Below are 20,530 nucleotides of genomic sequence, written 5' to 3'. Positions count from 1 at the left end.
CCGGTCAGGTCAGGCCGAGCTTGTTCTGCTTGGCCGGCTTGCCGCATTCGCGGCGGGCAATCGACCGGTTCATGGCGTCGATCTTGCCGCTTGCCTGGTCGGCATCGCGCTTGGCTTTCGAGCGCATATCCGGCGTGAACGGGCCAAAGCCCGTCGCCGGGTTGGAGAAGGACGGCTTGGCGTCCACCGGCAGATGATATTGCTGCGCCAGGCCGTTTCGTTGCGCCAGCAATTGATCGCAAGGCACCTTGTCATATTGCAGCGAGGACTGGACGTTTTCGTCCTGCCGTTCGGACATCGAATTGCCGACGCAGCCGGCCATCGCCAGGCAAGATGCCAAGACCGTCATGTTCCAGCGCATGAACGTGCTCCTTGTCGTTCGCAGCTGCGGCTTCTCATGCGCAGCGGCAGAAGTCTTAGCCAGATTTTACGCTGCCGGAAAGCAAGCTTGCCACTACGGCCAGCCCTTCGACCGGTTGGCGGCGATCCTGCCGGATGATCGTTGCCTGCAGCGACAGGACTGAAAAGCCGTCGGCGTCCAGAACCCGCTCTACATAGCTTTGGGAATGCGCGTAGCGGCGGGACGGCAGCAGGGCGAAGCCGGCGCTGTCAGACGATTCTCCGCCCGGGAGCGTCTCGACGGACAACGCAAACAGACCGCCGCCGGCAAGCATTCCGGCAATCTTGTTCACCACCTTTTCGAGTGCGCCGACATAGATGAACACATCGGCCGCCGTCACCAGATCGGCTTTCGGGCCAGAATAGCAAAAATCCTGCAGGTCCGTCTTGACGAGCAGATCGTAGACGCCTTTGGCGCGCGCCTGCCTCAGCATGGCGGCCGAGATGTCGTAACCCTCCAGCCGGTCGGCGATCGGCCGCAGCTTCTGGCCCATGAGGCCGGTGCCGCAGCCGAGATCGAGCGCCAGCGAAAACCGGCCCGGCCGTGCTGCCTGGATGGCGCGGTCGAGGCATTCGGGCAGACGATAGCCGAGCCTGTCGACCAGTTCAGCCTCGAAACTCCCGGCATAGTGGTCGTACAGCGTCTCGACAAAGGCGCTGGGCGGCGCCTGGGCCGCCGCTGCCCTGCCGATCAATTGCAGCTTGAGCACCGCGCCGAGCCTGTCCGCCGGGTCGAGCCGCAGTGCCGTCGTCCAGGCCTGCGCGGCACGATCGCGCGCGCCCGCCGCTTCCTGCATCTCGCCGAGGCGGAACCAGCCGGCTGGCCATTGCGGCGCCAGTTCGAGCGCGCCGAGCAGCAATTCCGCCGCTGCCGCATGATCGCCGGATGCATAGAGCATTTCGGCATAGTCGGCGCGGCGGTCGGCGGTCAAATCGCCGGACGAGGTCTGGAGCGATTTCATGCGATCGGGTTCCGCCGGGTGTTTGCAGCCGGCTTGCGCTCTATGCTGGAGTCAGCAGTGACATACAACAGGCTTCCCGCGCCGGAATTAGCGCCTATCTTGGGGCCATGCGCGCCAGCGACCTGCTTCATCCCCGGCCGGAAGGGCTGTATTGCCCGCCCGGCGATTTCTTCATCGACCCGGTGCGGCCGGTCAACCGGGCGCTGATCACACATGGCCATTCCGACCATGCCCGCTCCGGCCACCGCTCGGTGATGGCGACGCAGCAGACGCTCGACATCATGGGGCTGCGCTACGGCGACAGTTTTGCCGGAACGACGCAAGCCGCCGTGCTCGGCGAGACGATTGCGCTTGGCGGTGTGGCCGTCAGCTTTCACCCGGCTGGTCATGTGCTTGGCTCGGCCCAGATCAAGGTCGCGCATCAGGGTACGTGCATCGTCGCGTCCGGCGACTATAAACGCCAGAAGGACGCGACCTGCGAGCCGTTCGAGCCGCTCAAGTGTGACGTCTTCATCACCGAGGCGACGTTCGGTCTGCCGGTGTTTCGGCATCCGCCCGATACCGAAGAGATCGCCCGGCTGCTGAAATCGACCGAGCAGTTTCCCGAGCGAACGCATCTGGTCGGCGCCTATGCGCTGGGCAAGGCGCAGCGCGTCATGCGGCTGCTGCGCGATGCCGGCTACGAAAAGCCGATCTACATCCACGGCGCGCTGGCCAAGCTCAGCGAGTATTACCAGAGCCAGAATATCGATCTCGGCACATTGGAACCGGCGACCGTCGAGACCGGCCAAAAAAGCGACTTTGCCGGCGCCATCGTCGTCGGCCCGCCATCCGCCTTCGCCGATCGCTGGGCGCGGCGTTTTCCCGATCCGATGTCGTGCTTCGCCTCAGGCTGGATGCGCATCCGCCAGCGCGCCAAGCAGGGCGGCGTCGAGCTGCCGCTGATCATTTCCGACCACTCCGACTGGGGCGAGTTGACCGCCACGATCAAGGAGACCGGCGCCGAAGAAATCTGGGTAACGCATGGCCGCGAGGAGGCGCTGGTGCGCTGGTGCGAGCTCGAAGGCATTGCGGCTCGGCCGCTGCATCTCGTTGGTTATGAGGACGAGGGCGATTGAGAATGCGAGGTTCGATGGTCACCTGCGCAGAGCTCTACGGCGCCCCTCTCTGTCCTACCGGACATCTCCCCCACGAGGGGGGAGATTGGATGTCGCGCCGGCTTTCGCCAACCACCAACGTTGCTGGACGGGTGGCAAGGACGAAACTGCCAATCTCCCCCCTCGTGGGGGAGATGTCCGGCAGGACAGAGAGGGGCGCGAAGGATCGCAAGCTTCCCCCCTTGGCGCGCCACTCATGAACCGCTTCGCCGAGCTTCTCGACCGGCTGGTGCTGACGCCGTCGCGCAACGGCAAGCTGACGCTTTTGACCGATTATTTCCGCAGCGTCGAGGATCCGGACCGCGGGCTGGCGCTGGCGGCCATCACCGGCGATCTGTCCATCGCCGCGGTCAAGCCGGCGATGCTGCGCACACTGGTGATCGAGCGCATGGATCCGGTGCTGTTCGGCTATTCCTACGACTATGTCGGCGACCTGGCCGAGACCGTATCGCTGGTCTGGCCGCAGGCGCCGGTCGACATTGCGAACCACGAGCCGACGCTGGCCGAGGTGGTGGCCAAGCTGCAGGCGGCGAGCCGTTCCGACGGGCCGCAAGTGCTGGCCCGGCTGCTCGACAGCGCCAGCACTTCGGCGCGCTTTGCCATCATAAAGCTGGTCACCGGCGGCCTGCGCATCGGCGTCTCGGCGCGGCTTGCCAAGCAGGCGCTGGCCGATTTCGGCAAGGTCGAAATCGCCGAGATCGAGGAACTCTGGCACGGGCTGACGCCGCCCTATCTCGCGCTGTTCGCCTGGCTGGAGGGTAAAGCGGAAAAACCCAGGAAGACGGCGCTGGCGCTGTTCAGGCCAGTGATGCTGTCGAATGCCGTCGGCGACGGCGACCTCGAAAAGCTCGACCCGGCCGACTACGCGGCCGAATGGAAATGGGACGGCATCCGCGTCCAGGCGGTTTGCGAAGGCGGCATTCGCCGGCTCTATTCGCGCACCGGTGACGATGTCTCGGGTGCCTTTCCGGACCTTGCGGAGGCGATGGATTTTTCCGGCGCCCTCGACGGCGAGCTTCTGGTCGGAGACCCCAGGCAGGCGACAGGCACGTTCTCGGACCTGCAGCAGCGGCTGAACCGCAAGAGCGTGTCACCCAAGATCCAGCAGCAATACCCGGCCTTCATGCGCTGCTACGATGCGCTGCAGATTGGTGACGAGGATGTGCGCGGACTTCCCTTCCGCGAACGGCGCGGCCGGCTCGAGGCCTTCGTCAGGACACTCGATCCGAGCCGCTTCGATCTGTCGCCGCTGGTCGAATTCACCAACTGGCAGGCACTCGAGGAATTGCGCCGCAAGCCGCTGCATCCGGTCATCGAAGGCGTCATGCTGAAGCGCTGGGATTCGCCCTATGTGGCCGGGCGGCCGAAGGGTCCGTGGTTCAAATGGAAGCGCGATCCGCACACGGTCGACGCCGTGCTGATGTATGCCCAGCGTGGCCATGGCAAGCGCTCGAGCTTCTATTCCGACTACACATTCGGCGTCTGGTCCGGGCCGGAAGGATCGGAGGAGCTGGTGCCGGTGGGAAAAGCCTATTTCGGCTTCACCGACGAGGAACTGAGGCAGATCGACAAATATGTCCGCGACAATACGATCGAGCGCTTTGGCCCGGTGCGCTCGGTGCGTGCCGACCGCAGGAACGGGCTGGTGCTTGAGGTAGCCTTCGAAGGGATCAACCGCTCGACGCGGCACAAATCCGGCGTTGCCATGCGCTTTCCGCGCATTTCGCGGCTGCGCTGGGACAAGCCGGCGGCCGAAGCCGACCGCATCGAGACGCTGCAGGCGCTGCTCGATAGTTAATGCATGTCGAGCAAAAAGTGTGCAGCGGTTTTGCGGTAACGACATGCATCAAAACAAGAACCTAAAGTGCGTCGCATAAGACCGGTCCGAACGCGACGTGCTTTAGGGAACGACTGAAACGCGGATCTCGTAGATGTCGACCGACTTGCCCTGCTTATCGAAGTCGGAATTGATGGCGATGGTGCCGGCAGCACCCGGACGCTTGTCGGGAAAGCGCACGTCGAACAGATATTCATTGCGCTCGCGACCGACCGCATAGCGCTTGCGGCCGCAGTCGCCGAGTTCGCCGAAATTGCAATCGACGGAAATCTGCGTCTCCTGCCCCTCCTCGGAGCGCGCGATGATGTCGAATGTGGCATGCTTGCCGGCTAGTTTTTCCAACACGCCTTGTCCGACGTCGAAGCTGATGGCCGAGCCGGATGCCCCCGAGCGGATGCGCAGGAAGGAACCGCTTTCGTCCTGGATGACGTCGGCCTTGGCGTCCGACGGTGCATTGACCTGCGTCGGGTCACCCGGCGAAAAAACGTTGATCCAGTCGCGCGCCTCGTCCTGCTCGCCCTGCTTCGGCGGCGAAGCGGTGTCGTCCGGCGTGAAATCTTCGCCGTCGACCGTTGGCGGCGCTTCCGGTGGCGCTGTGTCGAGCTCGGTCGCCGATTTGAAGACGCCGGTCTGGTTGGCGAAATAAAGGCCGATGCCGGCGGCTGCGAGCAGCGTCACACCGAAGAAGATCGCGGTCAAGGGCAGGCGCCGCCGCCTCGCCCGCCGGTCGTCGCGGTCGGGCGTCACTTCCGCATCGTCGGTTTCGACGTCGGCTTCGGTCGGAACCGAGGCCCCCATGTCGATCACCGGCGCCTCGGGAACAGGCGCATCGGGCATGATGTCGGGAACGACCGGCAGGACGCGCGACCGCGGCGCATCGGATTCGGGCGGCTGCGCTGGACCGTCAACGACGACATCGGGCGACGGCGCGGGCTCGGCTTCGGTTTCAGTTTCAGCCGGAGGCTCCACCGCCGGTGCTGCCTGCAAACTGTCGGTCGGCGCGGCGACGTCGGCAACCGCCGGCAGGAATTCCGATTCGATTTCGGTGATCTTCGCCTGGACCGCCTTGCGGCGCTTGATGGCGACCTCCACCGTGACGTTTGGATTGGCCTGCAGGGCACGGTCGAGTGCCGCGAAAGCCGATCGATAGACCCGCTCGCGAAACGCCCGGTCGTCGGCATTGCCTTTCTCGAAGGCATTGCGGATCGCTTTTTCGATCGCGTCCAAGCGAATTCCCTCTGCAATTTCACTCACATTGCCATGATCGTTAGCCGCAGGCGACCAATCAATCAACAAGCGAGCGGCCGCATTCTGCCTTGCCGAGGGGCACAAAGCTCATTTCGGCGGTTTTCGGTAAAGGAATCAACATTTTTCGCTGATTTTCCCGGTCACGGCCAACGTGGCGGTCGCGCGGCGTGCCGATGCGGCATCACGCGGCCAATGGTAGATCCGCGCGGCGGCTGCCCTTGCGCCCGGCCGGAGGCGGCACGAATTGCCTCGTCCTGAAATCGCGACTGCCATCTTGAATTCGCGGCCGGTTGCGTCTATCACGCAGCCCATCCTGGAAGCTCGGCTTCCCGGGCCGCTTTAGCTCAGTTGGTAGAGCACATCATTCGTAATGATGGGGTCAGGTGTTCGAGTCACCTAAGCGGCACCAAAATTCTCGATGAATTAAACGGGACCATTTCACAGATCAACTTGATGGAACGTCGCCGTCGCCCAGCGACGCCACCGTCTTCAGCGCGCCGTCGAGCATGTCGCCCTTTTCGTCCTTCAGCGCGGCTTCGCGCAGGCGCCGGGTCCAGTCTGCGGCGTCCGGGCGGCCCTTGACCAGGTCGAGTACCGACAGCACCCGGTCGAATTTCGACTGCGCGCGGGCGTGGGTGTCGCTGTAGCCCTTGATCAGCCGGCGGCAGTTGAGGATCTCCGTGCCAAGCGCGTAGTCCTCGCCGACTTGGCCCAGCGCCAGCGCATACCAGCGCTCGATATGCGCGGTCTCGACCTTGTGGCGCAGCAGCCGGCGGCGCCAGCGGCGCAGGCCGCCGATGAACCACAATGCGGCAAAGCCGGCAAAACTGTCGGTGCGGATATGGCGGCCGCGGTTGATGCGGCGGTCGAGGAAGGCGGCGAGCATCGGCCGGCTTTCGATGTAGCTGCCGAGCCCGGCCGGCAGCGTGCCGCAGAATTCCTCGATGCGCGGATGGAAATATTCGGTCACCTGCAGGACCGAGCCGTCCTTGACGCCGACCTCACGGCGTACGCGTCGGTCGCGGCTAGAGCGCGTCTTCAGGTCGGCGACGCGGATCATGTCGTCGTAGCACATCGCGTTGGCCAGATGCTTGGCGGCGGCGATCGACAGCGCGTAGGCGTGTTCGGCATCGTCCAGGACGACCGCGCGGTCGAGCCGGTCGAGATACTCGCCGCCATAGGCGATGTCCTGGTAGTCGACGACTTTTTTCAGGCCGCGAAGCGCCATGTCGTGCACAGGTGCCGGCAACGCGGCGACGCGCGCCGCCAGTTGTTGCCAGCCCTTCAACAGGCTTTCCGGGCCGCTGACTTTTGTCGCGGCGCCCGAGCGGGTTTCAGCGGCCGCCGGCTGTGCAGTCTTGTCGCCCGAAGGCGCACTCGCGATGCCGCGCGCCCGATCGTAGGCGGCGCCGAAGGCGGCGAGGCTGGCCTTCACACCGCGGCCGCCGGCACTGACCGCCTGCTCATAGCTTTCGCGACTGAACGGCAAGGCGTCGGAGCCGGCCAGCGCGCCGAGCAGGCTGGCCGAGATCATCGAGCCATTGTCGGCGGCGATCTTCTCCATGTCGAAGGCAATGAAGCGCTTGGCCGCGGCTTCCGCCGTGGCATGCACCTTGGCGGACGAGGCGCGACCGTCGCCGGGCTCGATCTTCTCCGAGACCGCGGCGATGCGGTGCGACGAGGCGATCAGCGTCGTGCGCTCGGGCGTGACGAAGCCGCGGATGATGGCGCGGCCGGCTTCCATCAGTTCGGCGGCGATCAATATATCGACGTCGCCCTGCGACGGCGACAGCGCGAAGACCGGCAGGCGGCCGGTGTCGCGGCACATTTCGACATAATAGATGGTGGCGCCGGTGCGCTGGGCGACGCCGGCGACCGAGGTCGATTGCGCGACGTAGCCGTTGCGCTCGGCGACGTCGGTGATCCAGTCGGCCAGCACGCCACCGCCCTGGCCGCCGACCGCGAGCACGGCAAGCTTTATGACGCGCTCGTCGTCCGGCGCGCCGGCCTTGGAACGGGTTGATGGGCTAGCGTCAAGCATCGGCGAATATCAGGCGCCGGCTTTCACGGCGCCGCTGCAAGAGACTGATCGTGGCGCGCCGCGCGGCTTCAAGGAAACGGTCCCAGCGGCTCGGATTGTGCACGACATCGGCGCGGTAGAAGGACGGGCAGAGCACCGCCGCATCGGCGACCTCGCCGCAATTGCCGCAACCGACGCAGCTTTGGTCGATATGCGCCACCGGATCGTCGCGCAACGGATCGTCGAGCGACTTCACCGAAAGCGACGGACAGCCGGAGAGCCGCATGCAGGCATGGTCGCCGGTGCAGATATCTTCGTCGACACCGAATTTCGGCTTGACTATGCGCGTCCCGCCCTTGATCGCCTTGTCGACCAGCGGCTTTTCGCGGCGCTGCCGGTTGAGCATGCATTCGGACGAGGCGACAATGACTTTCGGGCCCTTCTCGTCCGTCGTCAGCGCCTCGCGCAGCGTGTCTTGCATCTTGGTTACGTCGTAGGTGCGGTCGATGTGGCGCAGCCATTTGACGCCCATGCCCTTCACCGCCTCGGTGATCGGGTGCTTGGTCGACTTGGTCTTGTTGCCGGCGCGGGACGACAGGATGTCCTGCCCTCCGGTCGCGGCCGAATAGAAATTGTCGACGATGACGATGACGCCGTCGTTCTTGTTGAACACCGCGTTGCCGATCGACGAGGTCAGACCGTTGTGCCAGAAGCCGCCGTCGCCGACGAAGGAGATCGAGCGGCGCTTGGCATCGGGCGAATTGAACGCCGAAGCCGAGGCCGGCCCCAGCCCGTAGCCCATGGTAGTGGCACCTAGCTCGAAAGGCGGCATGATCGAGAACAGATGGCAGCCAATGTCGGAGGCGATGTGGTGCTTGCCCAGCTCCTGCTCGACCAGCTTGGTGGCGGCGAAGATCGGCCGCTCCGGGCAGCCGACGCAGAAGCCGGGCGGCCGGCCCGGGACGACGTTGATCAGGTCGGCGGTGTCGAGCCCGTCGCCGATCTTGTTCGGCGCGCGGACCTCGCTTGGCAGCAGATGCGGGATGGTGGCACGCAGGAACGATCCGATGCCGTCGAGCATCACCTGGCCGGTATATTCGCCGGCCATAGGCAGATGTTCCTTGCCGACGAGCCTGGTGCCGCGGCCGGCCTTGTGCAGCATCGCGGCAAAGGCCTGTTCGATGTAGTTGGGCTGGCCTTCCTCGACGACGAGGACGGCGTCCTTGCCTTCGCAGAAGGACAGGAACTCGTCGTCGACTAAGGGATAGACGGCGTTGAGCACATAGAGCGGCACGTCGGTGTCGCCATAAGTGTCGGCGAGGCCGAGCCGCTGCAGCGCCCGGACGACCGAATTGTACATGCCGCCCTGCATGACGATGCCGACCGAGCCGTGCTCCGGGCCGAAAAACTCGTTGATCTTGTTGGTGCGGATGAAATCCACCGCCGCCGGCCAGCGTTTCTGCACCTTTTCCTTCTCGTGCAGGAAGGACGCGGGCGGCAGCACGATGCGGCCGGTGTCGCGGCGCGGCGCCTCGAGCGCATCGGCCACAGTCATTGCCGGGCGCTTGTTGTCCTTGGCGATGAAATGGCCGTGGACATGGCAGCAGCGAATACGGACCTGCAGCATGACCGGCGTGTTGGAAACCTCGGACAGCTCGAAGCCGTCCTGCACCGCCTTGACGATCGACGGCAGGTTCGGTCGCGGGTCGAGCAGCCAGACCTGGCTCTTCATGGCAAAGGCGTGGCTGCGCTCCTGCATGATCGAGGAGCCTTCGCCGTAATCCTCGCCGACGATGATCAATGCACCGCCGGTGACGCCGCCGGAAGCGAGATTGGCGAGCGCGTCGGAGGCGACATTGGTGCCGACCGTCGACTTGAAGGTCGCCGCGCCGCGGATAGGATAATGCACCGATGCCGCAAGCATGGCGGTGGCGGTCGCTTCCGAGGCGCTCGCCTCGAAATGCACGCCGAGCTCGCCCAGGATATCCTGCGCGTCGGCCAGCACGTCCATCAAATGGCTGATCGGCGCGCCCTGATAGCCGCCGACATAGCCGACGCCGCATTGCAGCAGCGCCTTGGTGATGGCGAGAATGCCTTCGCCGGAAAACTCCTCGCCGGCGCCGAGCCTGAGCTTTTCGACTTCCTTGGCAAAAGACCGTTCGGCCATTTTGGGCTCCTTCCGTTACCGCCCCGATGGCGGCGCGTAAGATCAGATGTCGTGCTTGCGAATGTTCTTCAGCATCTTCTGCAATGTCGCGATCAGCGCCGCGTATTCGGCATCGTCGACATCGTCGAACATTGCCTCGAAAGCGTCGTGCATGGCCGGCCAGGCGCGCGCGAACTCGGCGCGGCCATCGTCGGTCAGGAACACATGGCGGATACGGCTGTCGGTGACCCCCTGCTCGCGCCGCACAAACCCTTGCCCCTCCAGCGTGTCGAGCGTCCGGCTCAAGGTCGACTGCTCGATGACGGTATAGACCGAGAGATCGTTGACAGTGACGCCATCGGTGACCGACAGCACGGCCAGCGTGCGCACCTGCGGAATGGTCAGGCCCTGCCTGCGGAAATTGTCACGCAAAGTGGCGTTGTAGCGGCCCATGATGCGGTTCATCAGATAGGGCGCGAATTGCTGCAGGCCGATCTGGCCCAAAGTCGAGATGCGCTGGCGCTTTTCAACCTTCTGTTCCATCACAGCCTCCCCGCCAGGAGAAAGCCGGAGCCGCCGCCCAAGCCAGCACCCGGATGGGTCGAGGCACCGATGTGGTAGAGACCCCTGACCCCGGTGGCGTGATTGCGGCTCGTCTTGAACGGCCGCCACAGAAACGACTGGTCGATGGCCGAGGAACCGCCATAGGGGTCGCCGCCGACCAGATTGATGTTCATCGCTTCCAGGTCGGCCGGCGAACAGGCGCGGCGTGCGATGACGCTGTCCTTGAACCCATCGATATGGCTGGCGAGGATCGCTTCGGCACGGTCGGCATAGGCTTCGCGCAGCGCCTCGGTCCAGCGACCGTCTGCCGGTGTTTGCAGTTTGCCGGCGGCATCGCCCTTGATATGCCGTGGCGCCTCGGGCAGTTGCAGCCACAGGACCGCCTTGCCGTCCGGGCAGCGCGATGGGTCGAGCGCGTGCGGCTGGCCGACGCACATGGTCGGCACCTCCGGCAGCATGCCGCGCACGGCTTCGTTGCAGGCCTTCGAGACGCCGTCGAGCCCCGGCGTCAGATGCAGCAGCGCGACCTTGTCCAGGCCCTCGCCGCGCCATGCTGGCGGCTTGTCCAAGGCATAGTGGATCTGGAAATTGCCCTTGCCGTAGCGGTATTTTTGCGCTGCCTCGACGTCGGCTTTCGGCGCCGCGTCGCCGAGGAGCCGCTCGTAGAGCTGCGTCGGCGTGACCGAGCAGATGACGCTCTTGTTCACGTTGATCGTTTCGCCCGAAGCCAGCCGCACGCCGGCGGCGCGGCCTCCGCTTTGGACAATAGCCGCGACGTCGGCGCCGGTGCGGATTTCGCCGCCACGTTCCCTGATCAGGGCCTCGAAGGCGGCCAGCAGATTCCTGGCACCGCCCTTGACGATCGGCGCGCCGGCCGCCTCAAGCGCGAAGGCAATGACCTTGGCGATCTGGCCGGAGAACGCGTCCTCAGGCCCGAGGCCGGCATGCAGCACCCAGGGCGCCCACAGCGCGCGCATGGTTTCCGACTGGTAGGTGCTTTCCAGCCAACCGCGCGCCGGCACCAGCGCGCTGCCGAGAAAGGCGGCAAGGCCACGCGGGCCGCGCCGCCAGGCCTCACCCGCCAGCAGCCTGGCCGTCGGGTAGGACCACAGGCTGCCACCGAGCAGTCCGAACAGCAGACCGGCGTTGCGCTCGATCTCGCCGACATCGTTTGCGTGCCGGTCGCCGTCGCCCGCGGCAAGCGCATTGATCGCCGCTACATTGGCGATACGATCGGTGCGCAGGACGGCATGGCTGCCGTCCGGGCGCAGCACGCCGGTCGGCGTGGAGGTGTTGCAAAACTCCAGGCCGCGCCGCGCCAGATCCTTGCCCAGCGCCGCATAGGCCGGCGAGGTGATGAACAGGACAAAGGTCGTCGCCATCACGTCGTGGATGAAGCCGGGCGCGGTGATTTCTTCGGTGCGCATGCAGCCGCCGATGCGGTCGTTGCGCTCGAGCACCAGCACCTTCGCCCCCTTGCTGCCAAGCATCGCCGAGCAGACCAGCGCGTTGATGCCGCTGCCGACGACGATGTGATCGGGAGCGCTCATCGATGCGTGCTCCTAGCCGGCAGGAGTTCAATTGCAGAAATTGGCGCTCTACGGCGCCGTAGAGCCGCAGCTTTGCAAGGCTGCCGCTCCCACTCCGTCATCACAGTGCCACTTCCGCACATGATCTTCTCCCGAAGACCGCAGCTACCCTATTGCCTTGGCACCAACGCCAACGCGCGGATCGGGCTGCCGGTGCCGTGCTCGATCTTGAGCGGCGCCGCGATCAGGATCGCGCCTTTCGGCGGCAGCCGGTCGAGGTTGCAAAGGCTGGCGAGGCCGTAGCGGTTAGCCTTGTGCATCAGGCTATGCGCCGGGAACGGCGGCTCCATTCCCCCTGCTTTTCCAGCATCCGTGCCGATCGTCTCGCTGCCCCAGCCCTTGATGTCCTTGCTAATCAGATACTGGATGGCTTCGGCGGTCGGGCCAGGCGTGTGCGGTCCGGTCTCATTGGCGTTGAGGAACTCGGCTTCCGAGCCGTTGCGCTTATACCAGTCGGTGCGCATCACCACCCACTCGCCGGGATTGATAGCGCCATGTTCGGCTTCCCATGCCTTGATGTGATCGACGGTGAGCAGGAAATCGTGATCGGCTGCCGCTTGCTTCGAACAGTCGATGACGTTGACCGGGCCGACGAAGTTCTGCGCCGGAATGGTGTCGGTGGCGCCGTCCGGATAATCCTTGCCGGTGATCCAGTGGTTGGGTGCGTCGAAATGGGTGCCCGAATGCTCGCCGAGCTTGAGCCAGTTCCACGCCCACCACGGGCCATTCTTGTCATAGGCGGAGATGGCGTGGATCTCGATCTTCGGCGTGTCGACCGCCAGTTCCGGCGGCAGCTTGATCAGTGGCGTGTTGGGCCCGAGCGGCGCCGTCAGGTCGACCACCTGGATGGCGCCTGAAAGCAGCTGGCCGGCGACTTCGCCTAGAAGTTGTTGTGTGTCCATGGTCTCTGTTCCCTCTTTCTCGATGGTGCTGAAGGCTCTCGTGGCCCTTAATATCCTACTAGACGAAAACATATGCATCTGCAATTATCTTTAAGCATAAAGCAAATGGGACGGGGCGTGAGCGAGTTCGACGCCATATTTGTCGGGGCAGGCCACAACAGTCTGGCATGCGCCGCGCATCTGGCGCTCAAAGGCTGGAAAACGGCAGTTTTCGAGCGTAATGCAACGATCGGCGGCGCCGTCCAGACGCGCGAATTGACGCTTCCGGGCTTCCGGCACGATTTCGGCGCGATGAATCTCAGCCTGTTCGCCGGCTCGGCCTTTCACAAGAAATATGCAAATGAATTGAAAACCCACGGGCTGGAATTCGTGCCGGTGGCCGACTGTTTTGCCAGCGCCTTCCCCGACGGTCGCTGGTTCGGCGTCAGCAGCGACCTGGAAAAGACCGCCTCGCGCATGGCCGCTTTTTCCGACGCCGACGCACAGACATGGCGCCGTCTGGTTGCGGCATTCCCGGCGGAGGCCGAGCATCTGTTCCGGCTGCTGGGCTCGCCGATGAGCGGCCGTGCGCTCGCCGGCACCGCCTGGAACCTCTGGCGCAAGAAGGGTTTTGCCGGCGCGCTCGATACTGGTCGGTTGCTGCTTTCGTCACCCCGCGCCTGGCTCGAGGAGACTTTCCAGTCACCGCATGTCAGGGCGACGCTCGCCACCTGGGGCATGCATCTCGACTTCGCCCCCGATATCGCCGGCGGCGCGGTGTTCCCTTACCTCGAATCCATGGCCAACCAGCGCTTCGGCATGGTGCTCGGCAGAGGCGGCGCCGACACCATTATCCGCGCTCTGTCGGGCATGCTCACGGCCGCCGACGGCAAGATCGTCACCGGGGCTGATGTCGCCGAGATCACGGTTTCGGCCGGCAAAGCGACCGGCGTGCGGCTCGCTTCCGGCGAGACCCACACAGCCACCAAGGCCGTCATCGCCGGTGTCGCGCCCAAGGCGCTGACCGGGAAACTGTTGCCTAACGGATCGGGCGACACCGGCTTCGACACGGCCGTGAAAAAATTCCGCCACGCGCCGGGGACGTTGATGATCCATCTGGCGCTCGACGATCTGCCGGACTGGCGCGCCGGCGCCGAGCTTCGGCAGTTCGCCTATGTGCACCTTTCGCCGTCGCTCGACGCCATGTCGCTGACCTACCAGCAGGTGATGGCAGGCATGCTGCCGGATGAACCGGTGCTGGTCGTCGGCCAGCCGACGGCCGTCGATCCCTCGCGCGCGCCGGACGGCAAGCACGTACTTTGGGTGCAGGTGCGCATGCTGCCAGCCGAGATTGCAGGCGATGCAGCGGGCACGATCGCGGCGGCTCACTGGGACGAGGCTAGGGAGCACTACGCCGAGCGCGTCCTCGACATTATCGAGCGCTATGCGCCCGGCCTTCGTCGGAAGATCCTCGGCCGCGCCGTGTTCTCGCCCATCGACCTCGAACGCGAGAACCCGAACCTTGTCGGCGGCGACCAGATCTGCGGCAGCCATCATCTGGCGCAGAATTTCCTGTTCCGGCCGGCGCGCGGTTACGCCGGCTGGAACACGCCGGTCGGCAATCTGCACCTGACCGGGGCGGCAACATGGCCCGGCGCCGGCACCGGGGCGGCGTCGGGCTACATGCTCGCGCAACAACTTGGCGGGAGGTAGGCTCCATTTTTCATCTAGGGTGAAGGAGGACAAGGCGCGGTTGCCCAAGGAGCCTGAACCCACCGATTGACAACGACACCGCGCATAAAAGCAACAGGGGAACGACCATGACAATCAACAGACGAGAATTGCTCGGATATGGCGCGGCCGCACTTGGCGCCACGGCGCTCGGCCTGCCGCAAATCGCCAAGGCTGCCGGCGAACTGACCATCGCCTACAATGTCAATTTGCCGTCCTGGGACCCGACCACCGGGCCTTCGGCGGTCAACCCGACCATCCAGGGTCTCTACCAGTCGGTGTTCGACCAGTTCATCCCGCAGAAGCCGGATCTTTCTTTCGCGCCCGGCCTGCTCACCGAATGGGGCTGGAACGAGGATCGCAGCAAGATCATGATGACGGTGCGCGAGGGCGTCACCTGGCATGACGGCTCGCCATTCACGGCCGAAGACGTGGTCTGGTCGCTGCAGCGGGCGGGCGATGAAAAGACCGGCAACCCGATCCAGTTCGTCTGGAAGAACGTCAACAACTTCAAGATCGACGGCAACAAGATCACCGGCGACGTCGTGCAATTCGACCCGGTGTATTTCAAGTGGATGTCGTTCCTGACCGGCTACATCATGCCGAAGGCCTATTACGAAAAGGTCGGCGCCGAGGGTTTTGAGAAAGCCCCGATCGGCACCGGGCCCTATATGGTCGACAAATTCGAGCGCAACGCCTTCCTGCGGCTCAAGGCCAACCCGAACTACTGGGGCGGCAAGCCGGCCTTCGAAAACGTAACCATCAAGTTCGTCACCGATGCGGCGAGCCGCGTCGCCGAGATCGAGTCCGGTTCCTCGCAGGTGACGCTGGAAATCCCCTATGAGGAATATGACCGCCTGATCGCCAAGGATGGACTTGCCGGCTCATGCAAGAACGTCTCCGACATCGGCATGATCTTCTTCAACGACATCGACGTGATGCTGGACAAGAACGTGCGCCAGGCGGCGGTGATGGCGGTCGACAAAAAGCTTTTGGTCGACCGGCTGCTGCGCGGTTACGGCCAGCCCATCGATACGCTGGAGACGCCGGAATACGAGGCCTACGATGCGTCGATCAAGGTGGAGCACAATCCGGACAAGGCCAAGGAACTGCTGGCCGCCTCCGGCTATTCGCCGGAAAAGCCGGTCAAGTTCACGATACAGACGACCAAGGGCTTCAAGCCCAAGGACTACGAGATGATCCAGGCGATCGTCGGCATGTGGCGCAAGGTCGGCATCGAGGCAACGATCGAGGTCTACGAGATCGCCAAGCACTACGAGCTGCGCGCCGCCGACAAGCTGGCGCCGGCGGCCTTCTACAATTGGGGCAATGCCATCGGCGATCCCACCACGTCGACCGGCTTTGCCATGTATGGCCCAAGCCCGCATTCGGTATGGGACAGCCAGGACCTGATCGACATGATCAATCCACTATGGGGCGAGAAGGACGAGGCCAAGCGCATTGCCGGCTGGAAGGCCGTCGACAAATACATCGCCGAACAGGCCTATGTGCTGCCGCTGATCCAGTATGCGCAGCCGATCGTGCATGCCAAGGGCGTCAATGTGGTGCAGCATGTGTCGGGCGCACTTCTGCCGGCGCTGATGAGCCCGGCCTGAGACAGTCTTCGGCTTGCCGCGCGCCGTCCGGAATGACGGCGCGCATTTTCCGCCACGGGCGACCATGCTGCTGCAAAGATTCCTGATCCGTCTTCTGACGATGGCGATCACGCTGTTCGGCGTGGCCGTCGTCGTCTTTATCGTCATCCGTGTCGCGCCGGGCGACCCGATCGCGATGATGCTGCCGCCCGGCGCGACCGATGCCGACATCGCTCGGCTGCGCGCGCTTTACGGGCTGGACAAGACCATCGTCCAGCAATTCTTCATCTGGCTGGCCGGTGTCGTCAGGGGCGATTTCGGCACGTCGATCTCACTGCGGCAGGACGTGCTTGGGCTGGTCTTCAATCGCCTCCCGGCCACGCTGGAACTCGCCATCGTCGCGCTTGTGATGGCGCTGGCGATCGGCGGCACGACGGCGATCCTCGGCGCGCGCGAACGCGGCACCGCGGTCGAAGCCGGCATCGACATTGCCAGCGGTGCGGCACTCTCGATTCCCGATTTCCTGTGGGGCCTGGTGCTGATCCTTCTGTTCGGCGTGCTGGTGCCTATCTTCGACATTTCTGGCCGGGTGTCGCCGCAGCTCGACCTGCCCTTCGCCACGCAATTCTATCTGTTCGAAAGCATCGTACGGCTGCGCTTCGACCTGACCAGGGACCTGCTGGCACACATGCTGATGCCGGCGATTGCGCTGGCGCTGCCACTGGCCGCGATCATCTCGCAGCTGCTGAAACAGTCGCTGAAGGAAGTGCTCGACCTCGACTACGTCGTGCTGGCGCGGGTAAAGGGCTTTTCGGAAACGCAGGTCATCCTGCGCGAGGCGCTGAAGAACGCGGCCCTGCCGACGCTGACGCTGGTCGGCGTGCAGTTCACCTTCCTGATCGGCGGCACGGTCATCGTCGAACGACTGTTTTCCTATGAAGGTCTCGGCAACATGGCGATCGATGCCGTCATCAACCGCGACCTGCCGCTGATCCAGGGCATCGTGCTGGTCTTCGCGCTGCTGTTTGTGCTGATCAACCTTGCCGTCGACATGATGTACGCCCTGCTCAATCCGAGGCTGCGCCATGGATGAGGCCCGCATTTCGAGACATGGCTCGCGGGCACGCCTGTGGCTGGCCGGCGGCTGGCTGCTGATTGCGCTGCTGGCCGCAATTTTTGCGCCGCTGGTCGCACCGCAGGACCCGCTGGCGCAGGATTTGATGCTGGAGCGCCTGCCGCCGTTCTGGCTCGATGGAGCCGAGCCCGGCTACTGGCTCGGCACCGATAGTCTCGGCCGCGATCTCCTGTCACGGCTGATCTTCGGTGCCCGCATCGCCTTCATCGTCGCCTTCGCGGCAGCCCTTGCCGCCTGCCTGGTCGGCTCGACGCTGGGGCTGATCGCCGGCTATTTCGGCGGCTGGGCCGACCGCATCATCTCGCGTATCGTCGATGTCTGGATGGCGTTTCCGCCGGTGCTGTTTGCCATCCTTCTGGTCGCCGTGCTCGGCACCGGCTTGAGCTCGGTTATCATTGCCATTGCCGTCATCGACTGGACGCGCTTCTGCCGGGTGATCCGCGCCGAGACGATGGGCCAGTCGCGCATGGACTATGTCGAGAATGCCCGCATCGCCGGCTACGGCCGCATCGGCATCATGCTGCGCGAAGTGCTGCCCAATGTGGTGCCGTCGATCGTCGCGCTGCTGTCGCTGGAGATGGGCATTGCCGTCATCGTCGAGGCGATCCTGTCCTTCGTCAATCTGTCGATCTCGACCGACGACCCAACCTGGGGCGGCATCATCGCCGAGGGCCGCCTGTCGATCCATCAGGCTTGGTGGGTGCTGGTGTTCCCGCTGGTCACGCTGATCCTGACGGTGCTGTCGTTCAGCCAGTTTGGCGAGGGCCTCAGGGCACGTTTCGATCCGGTGCTGCGATGAACGCGCTGGCGAAACCCTGCCTCGACATACGCAGCCTTAGCGCGGTGCTGCCTAATGGCTTGCGCGTGCTGCGCTCGGTGTCGCTCGCCGTCGAGCCCGGCGAGGTGCGCGCGCTGGTCGGCGAGAGCGGCGCCGGCAAGACGATGATCGGCAAGGCGGTGCTTGGCGTGCTGCCTTCGAGCGTGCGCATCGTCGAAGGCGACATGCTGCTTGAGGGCGAGGACCTCGGCAAACTGCAGGCCAAGGCAAGGCGCACGCTGATCGGCGCGCGCACGGCGCTGATCCCGCAAGACCCGCTGACCGCGCTCAACCCGTCACGCCGCATCGGCCCGCAGATGACCGACCGGCTGGTGCGCATCCTCGGCTGGAGCGGCGAGAAGGCCGATGCACGCATCCGCCAATTGCTGGACGAGGTGCAAATCCGCGAACCCGAGCGTGTCCTCAAATGCTATCCGCACGAGCTGTCCGGCGGCATGCGCCAGCGCGTGCTGATCGCCGCGGCGTTCGCAGCCGAACCAAGGCTGATCGTCGCCGACGAGCCAACCACGGCGCTCGACGTGACTGTGCAGAAGCAGATCCTGCGGCTGATCGCGCAACTGCAGCGCGAGCACGGCACGGCGATCCTGTTCGTTACCCATGATCTCGGCGTCGTCGCCAAGATCAGCCAGAAGGTCTCGGTGCTCTATGCTGGCAAGGTGGTCGAGGAGGCCGAAACGGCCGCTCTCTTCGCCGCTCCGCAGCACCCCTACACGCGAGCTCTGATGGCCGCGACGCCACGCTACACCGATCCCTTCGCCTCGCTGAAGCCGGTGGACGAGGCGGTGCTGGCCGGGCTTGCTTCGGAGATCGCCGCCGCCGATCAGGCCTGGAGGCGCCCGCATGGCTGAGCCGCTGTTTTCCGTGCGTGGGCTGAAGGTCGCGCTGCCCGACATGACGCGCAAGCCGCTGATCGGCCGCGCGCCCTTGGCCGAGATCCTGAAAGGGCTGGATTTCGACCTGCCAAAGGGATCGGTGACCGGCATCGTCGGCGAATCCGGCTCCGGCAAATCGACGCTTGGCCGCGCCTTAGTGCGGCTTCTGGAGCCGAGCGCCGGCAAGGTCATCTTCGACGGCCGCGACATCACGCATCTGGCTGAGGCCGAACTCCGGCCGCTGCGCCGCAATCTGCAGATGATCTTCCAGGACCCGATGTCGTCGCTTAACCCACGCCGCACCATCGCCAGCATCATCGCCGCACCACTCAAACAGAATGGCCTCGGCGACAATCTGAAAGCCCGAGTTGCTGAAGCGCTTCAGCGCGTCGGCCTGCCGCAAGGCTTCGCCAGCCGCTATCGTCATGAATTGTCGGGCGGCCAGCGCCAGCGCGTCGGCATTGCCCGAGCGCTGGCGCTGTCGCCGAAATTCGTGCTGGCCGACGAAATCGTCTCAGGCCTCGACGTGTCGACGCAGGCACAGATCCTGACGCTGCTGGAAAAGCTTGCAGCGGAGATGGGCCTGACCGTCGCCTTCATCAGCCATGACCTGTCGGTGATCCGGCGGCTCTGCCGGCAAGTGATCGTCATGCGCGAAGGCGCGATCGTCGAAGCCAGTGCGACGGATACTTTGTTCGAGAAGCCGCAGCAGGCTTACACGCGCGACCTCCTCGCCGCCATTCCGCTGCCCGAGATCGATGATGCCTGGCTGCTTCCCGCCGCAAAGGCGCCGGCATGAAACACAATCCTATTCGCACGCTAAAGAGCGGGCCTCAGGCGTGCACCCGGCAAAATGTCCCGCGATGGAGGATGACTGACATGAAGAATGCAATCCGCTACGCAGTGCTCACCGCCACCGTGCTGGGAGGCATCGGCACGGCTTACGCCAGTTCCATTCCCGGCATGCGTGGCCACGACCACACCGGCGTCACCGTCCCCGACATGGAGCAGGCGGTCGATTTCTTCACCGAGGTGGTTGGCTGCAAGAAGGCGATGTCGTTCGGCCCGTTCGCCGACGACAAGGGCACATTCATGCAGGATCTGCTGGGCGTCGATCCCAAGGCGGTGATTGAGGAGATCACCCTGGTCCGCTGCGGACACGGGTCGAACATCGAGCTGTTCAAATACACCGCGCCGGACCAGAAGGACCTGACGCCTCGCAACAGCGACATAGGCGGCTTCCATATCGCCTTCTATGTCGACGACATCGCCGCCGCAAAAGCCTATCTTGACGGCAAGGGCGTCAAGACGCGGATGGGACCGCTGCCGGTTACCGAAGGCCCGGCGGCCGGCCAGACCATCCTCTACTTCCAGGCGCCCTGGGGCTTGCAGTTGGAAGCGATCAGCTATCCCAATGGCATGGCCTATGAAAAAGATGCGGAGACGGTGCTGTGGAGCCCGAAGAACCCGGAAAAATAGCCCGGGGCGTCCCTGGCCTGCGCAACTGCCGGCAAGCTGGGTTTCTGGGGCGGATTGTTTCAATCCTGAAACTTCAA

General features: G+C 64.5%; 17 protein-coding genes and 1 tRNA gene. 10 read left to right on the top strand and 8 right to left on the bottom strand.

Annotation, left to right across the window (positions count from 1 at the left end; all coding sequences use genetic code 11):
- Positions 1-4 precede the first annotated feature (4 nt).
- Positions 5-361 (bottom strand): hypothetical protein, encoded by a 357-nt coding sequence (locus tag X773_RS54655; RefSeq protein ID WP_023676854.1) that lies wholly within the window; start codon positions 359-361, stop codon positions 5-7.
- 55 nt (positions 362-416) lie between these two features.
- Positions 417-1,361, bottom strand: coding sequence for a methyltransferase domain-containing protein (locus tag X773_RS54650; protein WP_023676853.1), 945 nt, complete (start codon positions 1,359-1,361; stop codon positions 417-419).
- Positions 1,362-1,468: 107 nt separating this feature from the next.
- Here X773_RS54650 and X773_RS54645 point away from each other — a divergent pair, with 107 nt between their 5' ends.
- Both X773_RS54645 and X773_RS54640 read left to right on the top strand, forming a co-directional pair.
- Positions 1,469-2,479, top strand: a complete 1,011-nt coding sequence (locus X773_RS54645) for a ligase-associated DNA damage response exonuclease (protein ID WP_023676852.1) — start codon at positions 1,469-1,471, stop codon at positions 2,477-2,479.
- A 235-nt stretch (positions 2,480-2,714) separates the two neighbouring features.
- Positions 2,715-4,316, top strand: a complete 1,602-nt coding sequence (locus X773_RS54640) for a cisplatin damage response ATP-dependent DNA ligase (RefSeq protein WP_023676851.1) — start codon at positions 2,715-2,717, stop codon at positions 4,314-4,316.
- A gap of 102 nt (positions 4,317-4,418) precedes the next feature.
- Here X773_RS54640 and X773_RS54635 read toward each other — a convergent pair whose 3' ends face one another.
- The gene (locus X773_RS54635; protein WP_023676850.1) at positions 4,419-5,582 is read right to left on the bottom strand and encodes a hypothetical protein; all 1,164 of its coding nucleotides are present in this window, start codon (positions 5,580-5,582) and stop codon (positions 4,419-4,421) included.
- 354 nt (positions 5,583-5,936) lie between these two features.
- Here X773_RS54635 and X773_RS54625 point away from each other — a divergent pair.
- Positions 5,937-6,012: transfer RNA gene (locus X773_RS54625), tRNA-Thr, on the top strand.
- Positions 6,013-6,048: 36 nt separating this feature from the next.
- Here the strand turns inward: X773_RS54625 and X773_RS54620 are convergent.
- From X773_RS54620 to X773_RS54600, 5 genes are all read right to left on the bottom strand, one after another.
- Positions 6,049-7,644, bottom strand: coding sequence for an indolepyruvate oxidoreductase subunit beta family protein (locus X773_RS54620; RefSeq protein WP_023676848.1), 1,596 nt, complete (start codon positions 7,642-7,644; stop codon positions 6,049-6,051).
- The gene (locus tag X773_RS54615; protein ID WP_023676847.1) at positions 7,637-9,790 is read right to left on the bottom strand and encodes an indolepyruvate ferredoxin oxidoreductase subunit alpha; all 2,154 of its coding nucleotides are present in this window, start codon (positions 9,788-9,790) and stop codon (positions 7,637-7,639) included. Before X773_RS54615 ends, X773_RS54620 begins: the two co-directional genes overlap by 8 nt.
- A gap of 42 nt (positions 9,791-9,832) precedes the next feature.
- Positions 9,833-10,312 (bottom strand): MarR family transcriptional regulator, encoded by a 480-nt coding sequence (locus X773_RS54610; protein ID WP_023676846.1) that lies wholly within the window; start codon positions 10,310-10,312, stop codon positions 9,833-9,835.
- Complete coding sequence (locus tag X773_RS54605; protein WP_023676845.1) at positions 10,312-11,883, bottom strand: NAD(P)/FAD-dependent oxidoreductase; 1,572 nt, start codon at positions 11,881-11,883, stop codon at positions 10,312-10,314. The genes X773_RS54610 and X773_RS54605 overlap by 1 nt, the downstream gene beginning before the upstream one ends.
- Positions 11,884-12,032: 149 nt before the next feature.
- On the bottom strand, positions 12,033-12,824 hold the full coding sequence (locus X773_RS54600; RefSeq protein ID WP_023676844.1) for a cyclase family protein: 792 nt from the start codon (positions 12,822-12,824) through the stop codon (positions 12,033-12,035).
- Positions 12,825-12,941: 117 nt separating this feature from the next.
- Between X773_RS54600 and X773_RS54595 the strand changes: the two genes are divergently transcribed.
- The 7 genes from X773_RS54595 (at position 12,942) to X773_RS54565 (ending at position 20,453) form a co-directional block, all read left to right on the top strand.
- Positions 12,942-14,516, top strand: a complete 1,575-nt coding sequence (locus X773_RS54595; protein WP_023676843.1) for an NAD(P)/FAD-dependent oxidoreductase — start codon at positions 12,942-12,944, stop codon at positions 14,514-14,516.
- Between the two features lie 107 nt (positions 14,517-14,623).
- A complete protein-coding gene (locus tag X773_RS54590; protein WP_023676842.1) occupies positions 14,624-16,150 on the top strand; it encodes an ABC transporter substrate-binding protein in 1,527 nt (508 codons plus the stop codon).
- A gap of 64 nt (positions 16,151-16,214) precedes the next feature.
- Positions 16,215-17,222 carry an ABC transporter permease gene (locus X773_RS54585; RefSeq protein WP_023676841.1) on the top strand — a complete coding sequence of 336 codons (1,008 nt, stop codon included), beginning with the start codon at positions 16,215-16,217 and terminating at the stop codon, positions 17,220-17,222.
- On the top strand, positions 17,215-18,063 hold the full coding sequence (locus tag X773_RS54580; protein WP_023676840.1) for an ABC transporter permease: 849 nt from the start codon (positions 17,215-17,217) through the stop codon (positions 18,061-18,063). Before X773_RS54585 ends, X773_RS54580 begins: the two co-directional genes overlap by 8 nt.
- Positions 18,060-18,950, top strand: a complete 891-nt coding sequence (locus X773_RS54575; RefSeq protein ID WP_031211797.1) for an ABC transporter ATP-binding protein — start codon at positions 18,060-18,062, stop codon at positions 18,948-18,950. The genes X773_RS54580 and X773_RS54575 overlap by 4 nt, the downstream gene beginning before the upstream one ends.
- The gene (locus X773_RS54570; RefSeq protein ID WP_023676838.1) at positions 18,943-19,773 is read left to right on the top strand and encodes an ATP-binding cassette domain-containing protein; all 831 of its coding nucleotides are present in this window, start codon (positions 18,943-18,945) and stop codon (positions 19,771-19,773) included. The genes X773_RS54575 and X773_RS54570 overlap by 8 nt, the downstream gene beginning before the upstream one ends.
- A gap of 80 nt (positions 19,774-19,853) precedes the next feature.
- The gene (locus X773_RS54565) at positions 19,854-20,453 is read left to right on the top strand and encodes a VOC family protein (RefSeq protein ID WP_023676837.1); all 600 of its coding nucleotides are present in this window, start codon (positions 19,854-19,856) and stop codon (positions 20,451-20,453) included.
- Positions 20,454-20,530 lie beyond the last annotated feature (77 nt).

This window comes from Mesorhizobium sp. LSJC280B00, from assembly GCF_000502835.1.
Taxonomy (GTDB): Bacteria; Pseudomonadota; Alphaproteobacteria; order Rhizobiales; family Rhizobiaceae; genus Mesorhizobium.
The sequence above is the reverse complement of the archived record's forward strand: the minus strand, read 5'-3'. Positions and strand labels throughout refer to the sequence as shown.

Bases quoted from the DNA above. Each gene is read 5' to 3' on its own strand.
- X773_RS54565 (WP_023676837.1), top strand. From the start codon at position 19,854: ATGAAGAATGCAATCCGCTACGCAGTGCTCACCGCCACCGTGCTGGGA.
- X773_RS54580 (WP_023676840.1), top strand. From the start codon at position 17,215: ATGGATGAGGCCCGCATTTCGAGACATGGCTCGCGGGCACGCCTGTGG.
- X773_RS54610 (WP_023676846.1), bottom strand. From the start codon at position 10,312: ATGGAACAGAAGGTTGAAAAGCGCCAGCGCATCTCGACTTTGGGCCAG.
- X773_RS54655 (WP_023676854.1), bottom strand. From the start codon at position 361: ATGCGCTGGAACATGACGGTCTTGGCATCTTGCCTGGCGATGGCCGGC.
- X773_RS54585 (WP_023676841.1), top strand. From the start codon at position 16,215: ATGCTGCTGCAAAGATTCCTGATCCGTCTTCTGACGATGGCGATCACG.
- X773_RS54600 (WP_023676844.1), bottom strand. From the start codon at position 12,824: ATGGACACACAACAACTTCTAGGCGAAGTCGCCGGCCAGCTGCTTTCA.
- X773_RS54605 (WP_023676845.1), bottom strand. From the start codon at position 11,883: ATGAGCGCTCCCGATCACATCGTCGTCGGCAGCGGCATCAACGCGCTG.
- X773_RS54590 (WP_023676842.1), top strand. From the start codon at position 14,624: ATGACAATCAACAGACGAGAATTGCTCGGATATGGCGCGGCCGCACTT.
- X773_RS54640 (WP_023676851.1), top strand. From the start codon at position 2,715: ATGAACCGCTTCGCCGAGCTTCTCGACCGGCTGGTGCTGACGCCGTCG.
- X773_RS54645 (WP_023676852.1), top strand. From the start codon at position 1,469: ATGCGCGCCAGCGACCTGCTTCATCCCCGGCCGGAAGGGCTGTATTGC.
- X773_RS54650 (WP_023676853.1), bottom strand. From the start codon at position 1,361: ATGAAATCGCTCCAGACCTCGTCCGGCGATTTGACCGCCGACCGCCGC.
- X773_RS54575 (WP_031211797.1), top strand. From the start codon at position 18,060: ATGAACGCGCTGGCGAAACCCTGCCTCGACATACGCAGCCTTAGCGCG.
- X773_RS54570 (WP_023676838.1), top strand. From the start codon at position 18,943: ATGGCTGAGCCGCTGTTTTCCGTGCGTGGGCTGAAGGTCGCGCTGCCC.
- X773_RS54615 (WP_023676847.1), bottom strand. From the start codon at position 9,790: ATGGCCGAACGGTCTTTTGCCAAGGAAGTCGAAAAGCTCAGGCTCGGC.
- X773_RS54620 (WP_023676848.1), bottom strand. From the start codon at position 7,644: ATGCTTGACGCTAGCCCATCAACCCGTTCCAAGGCCGGCGCGCCGGAC.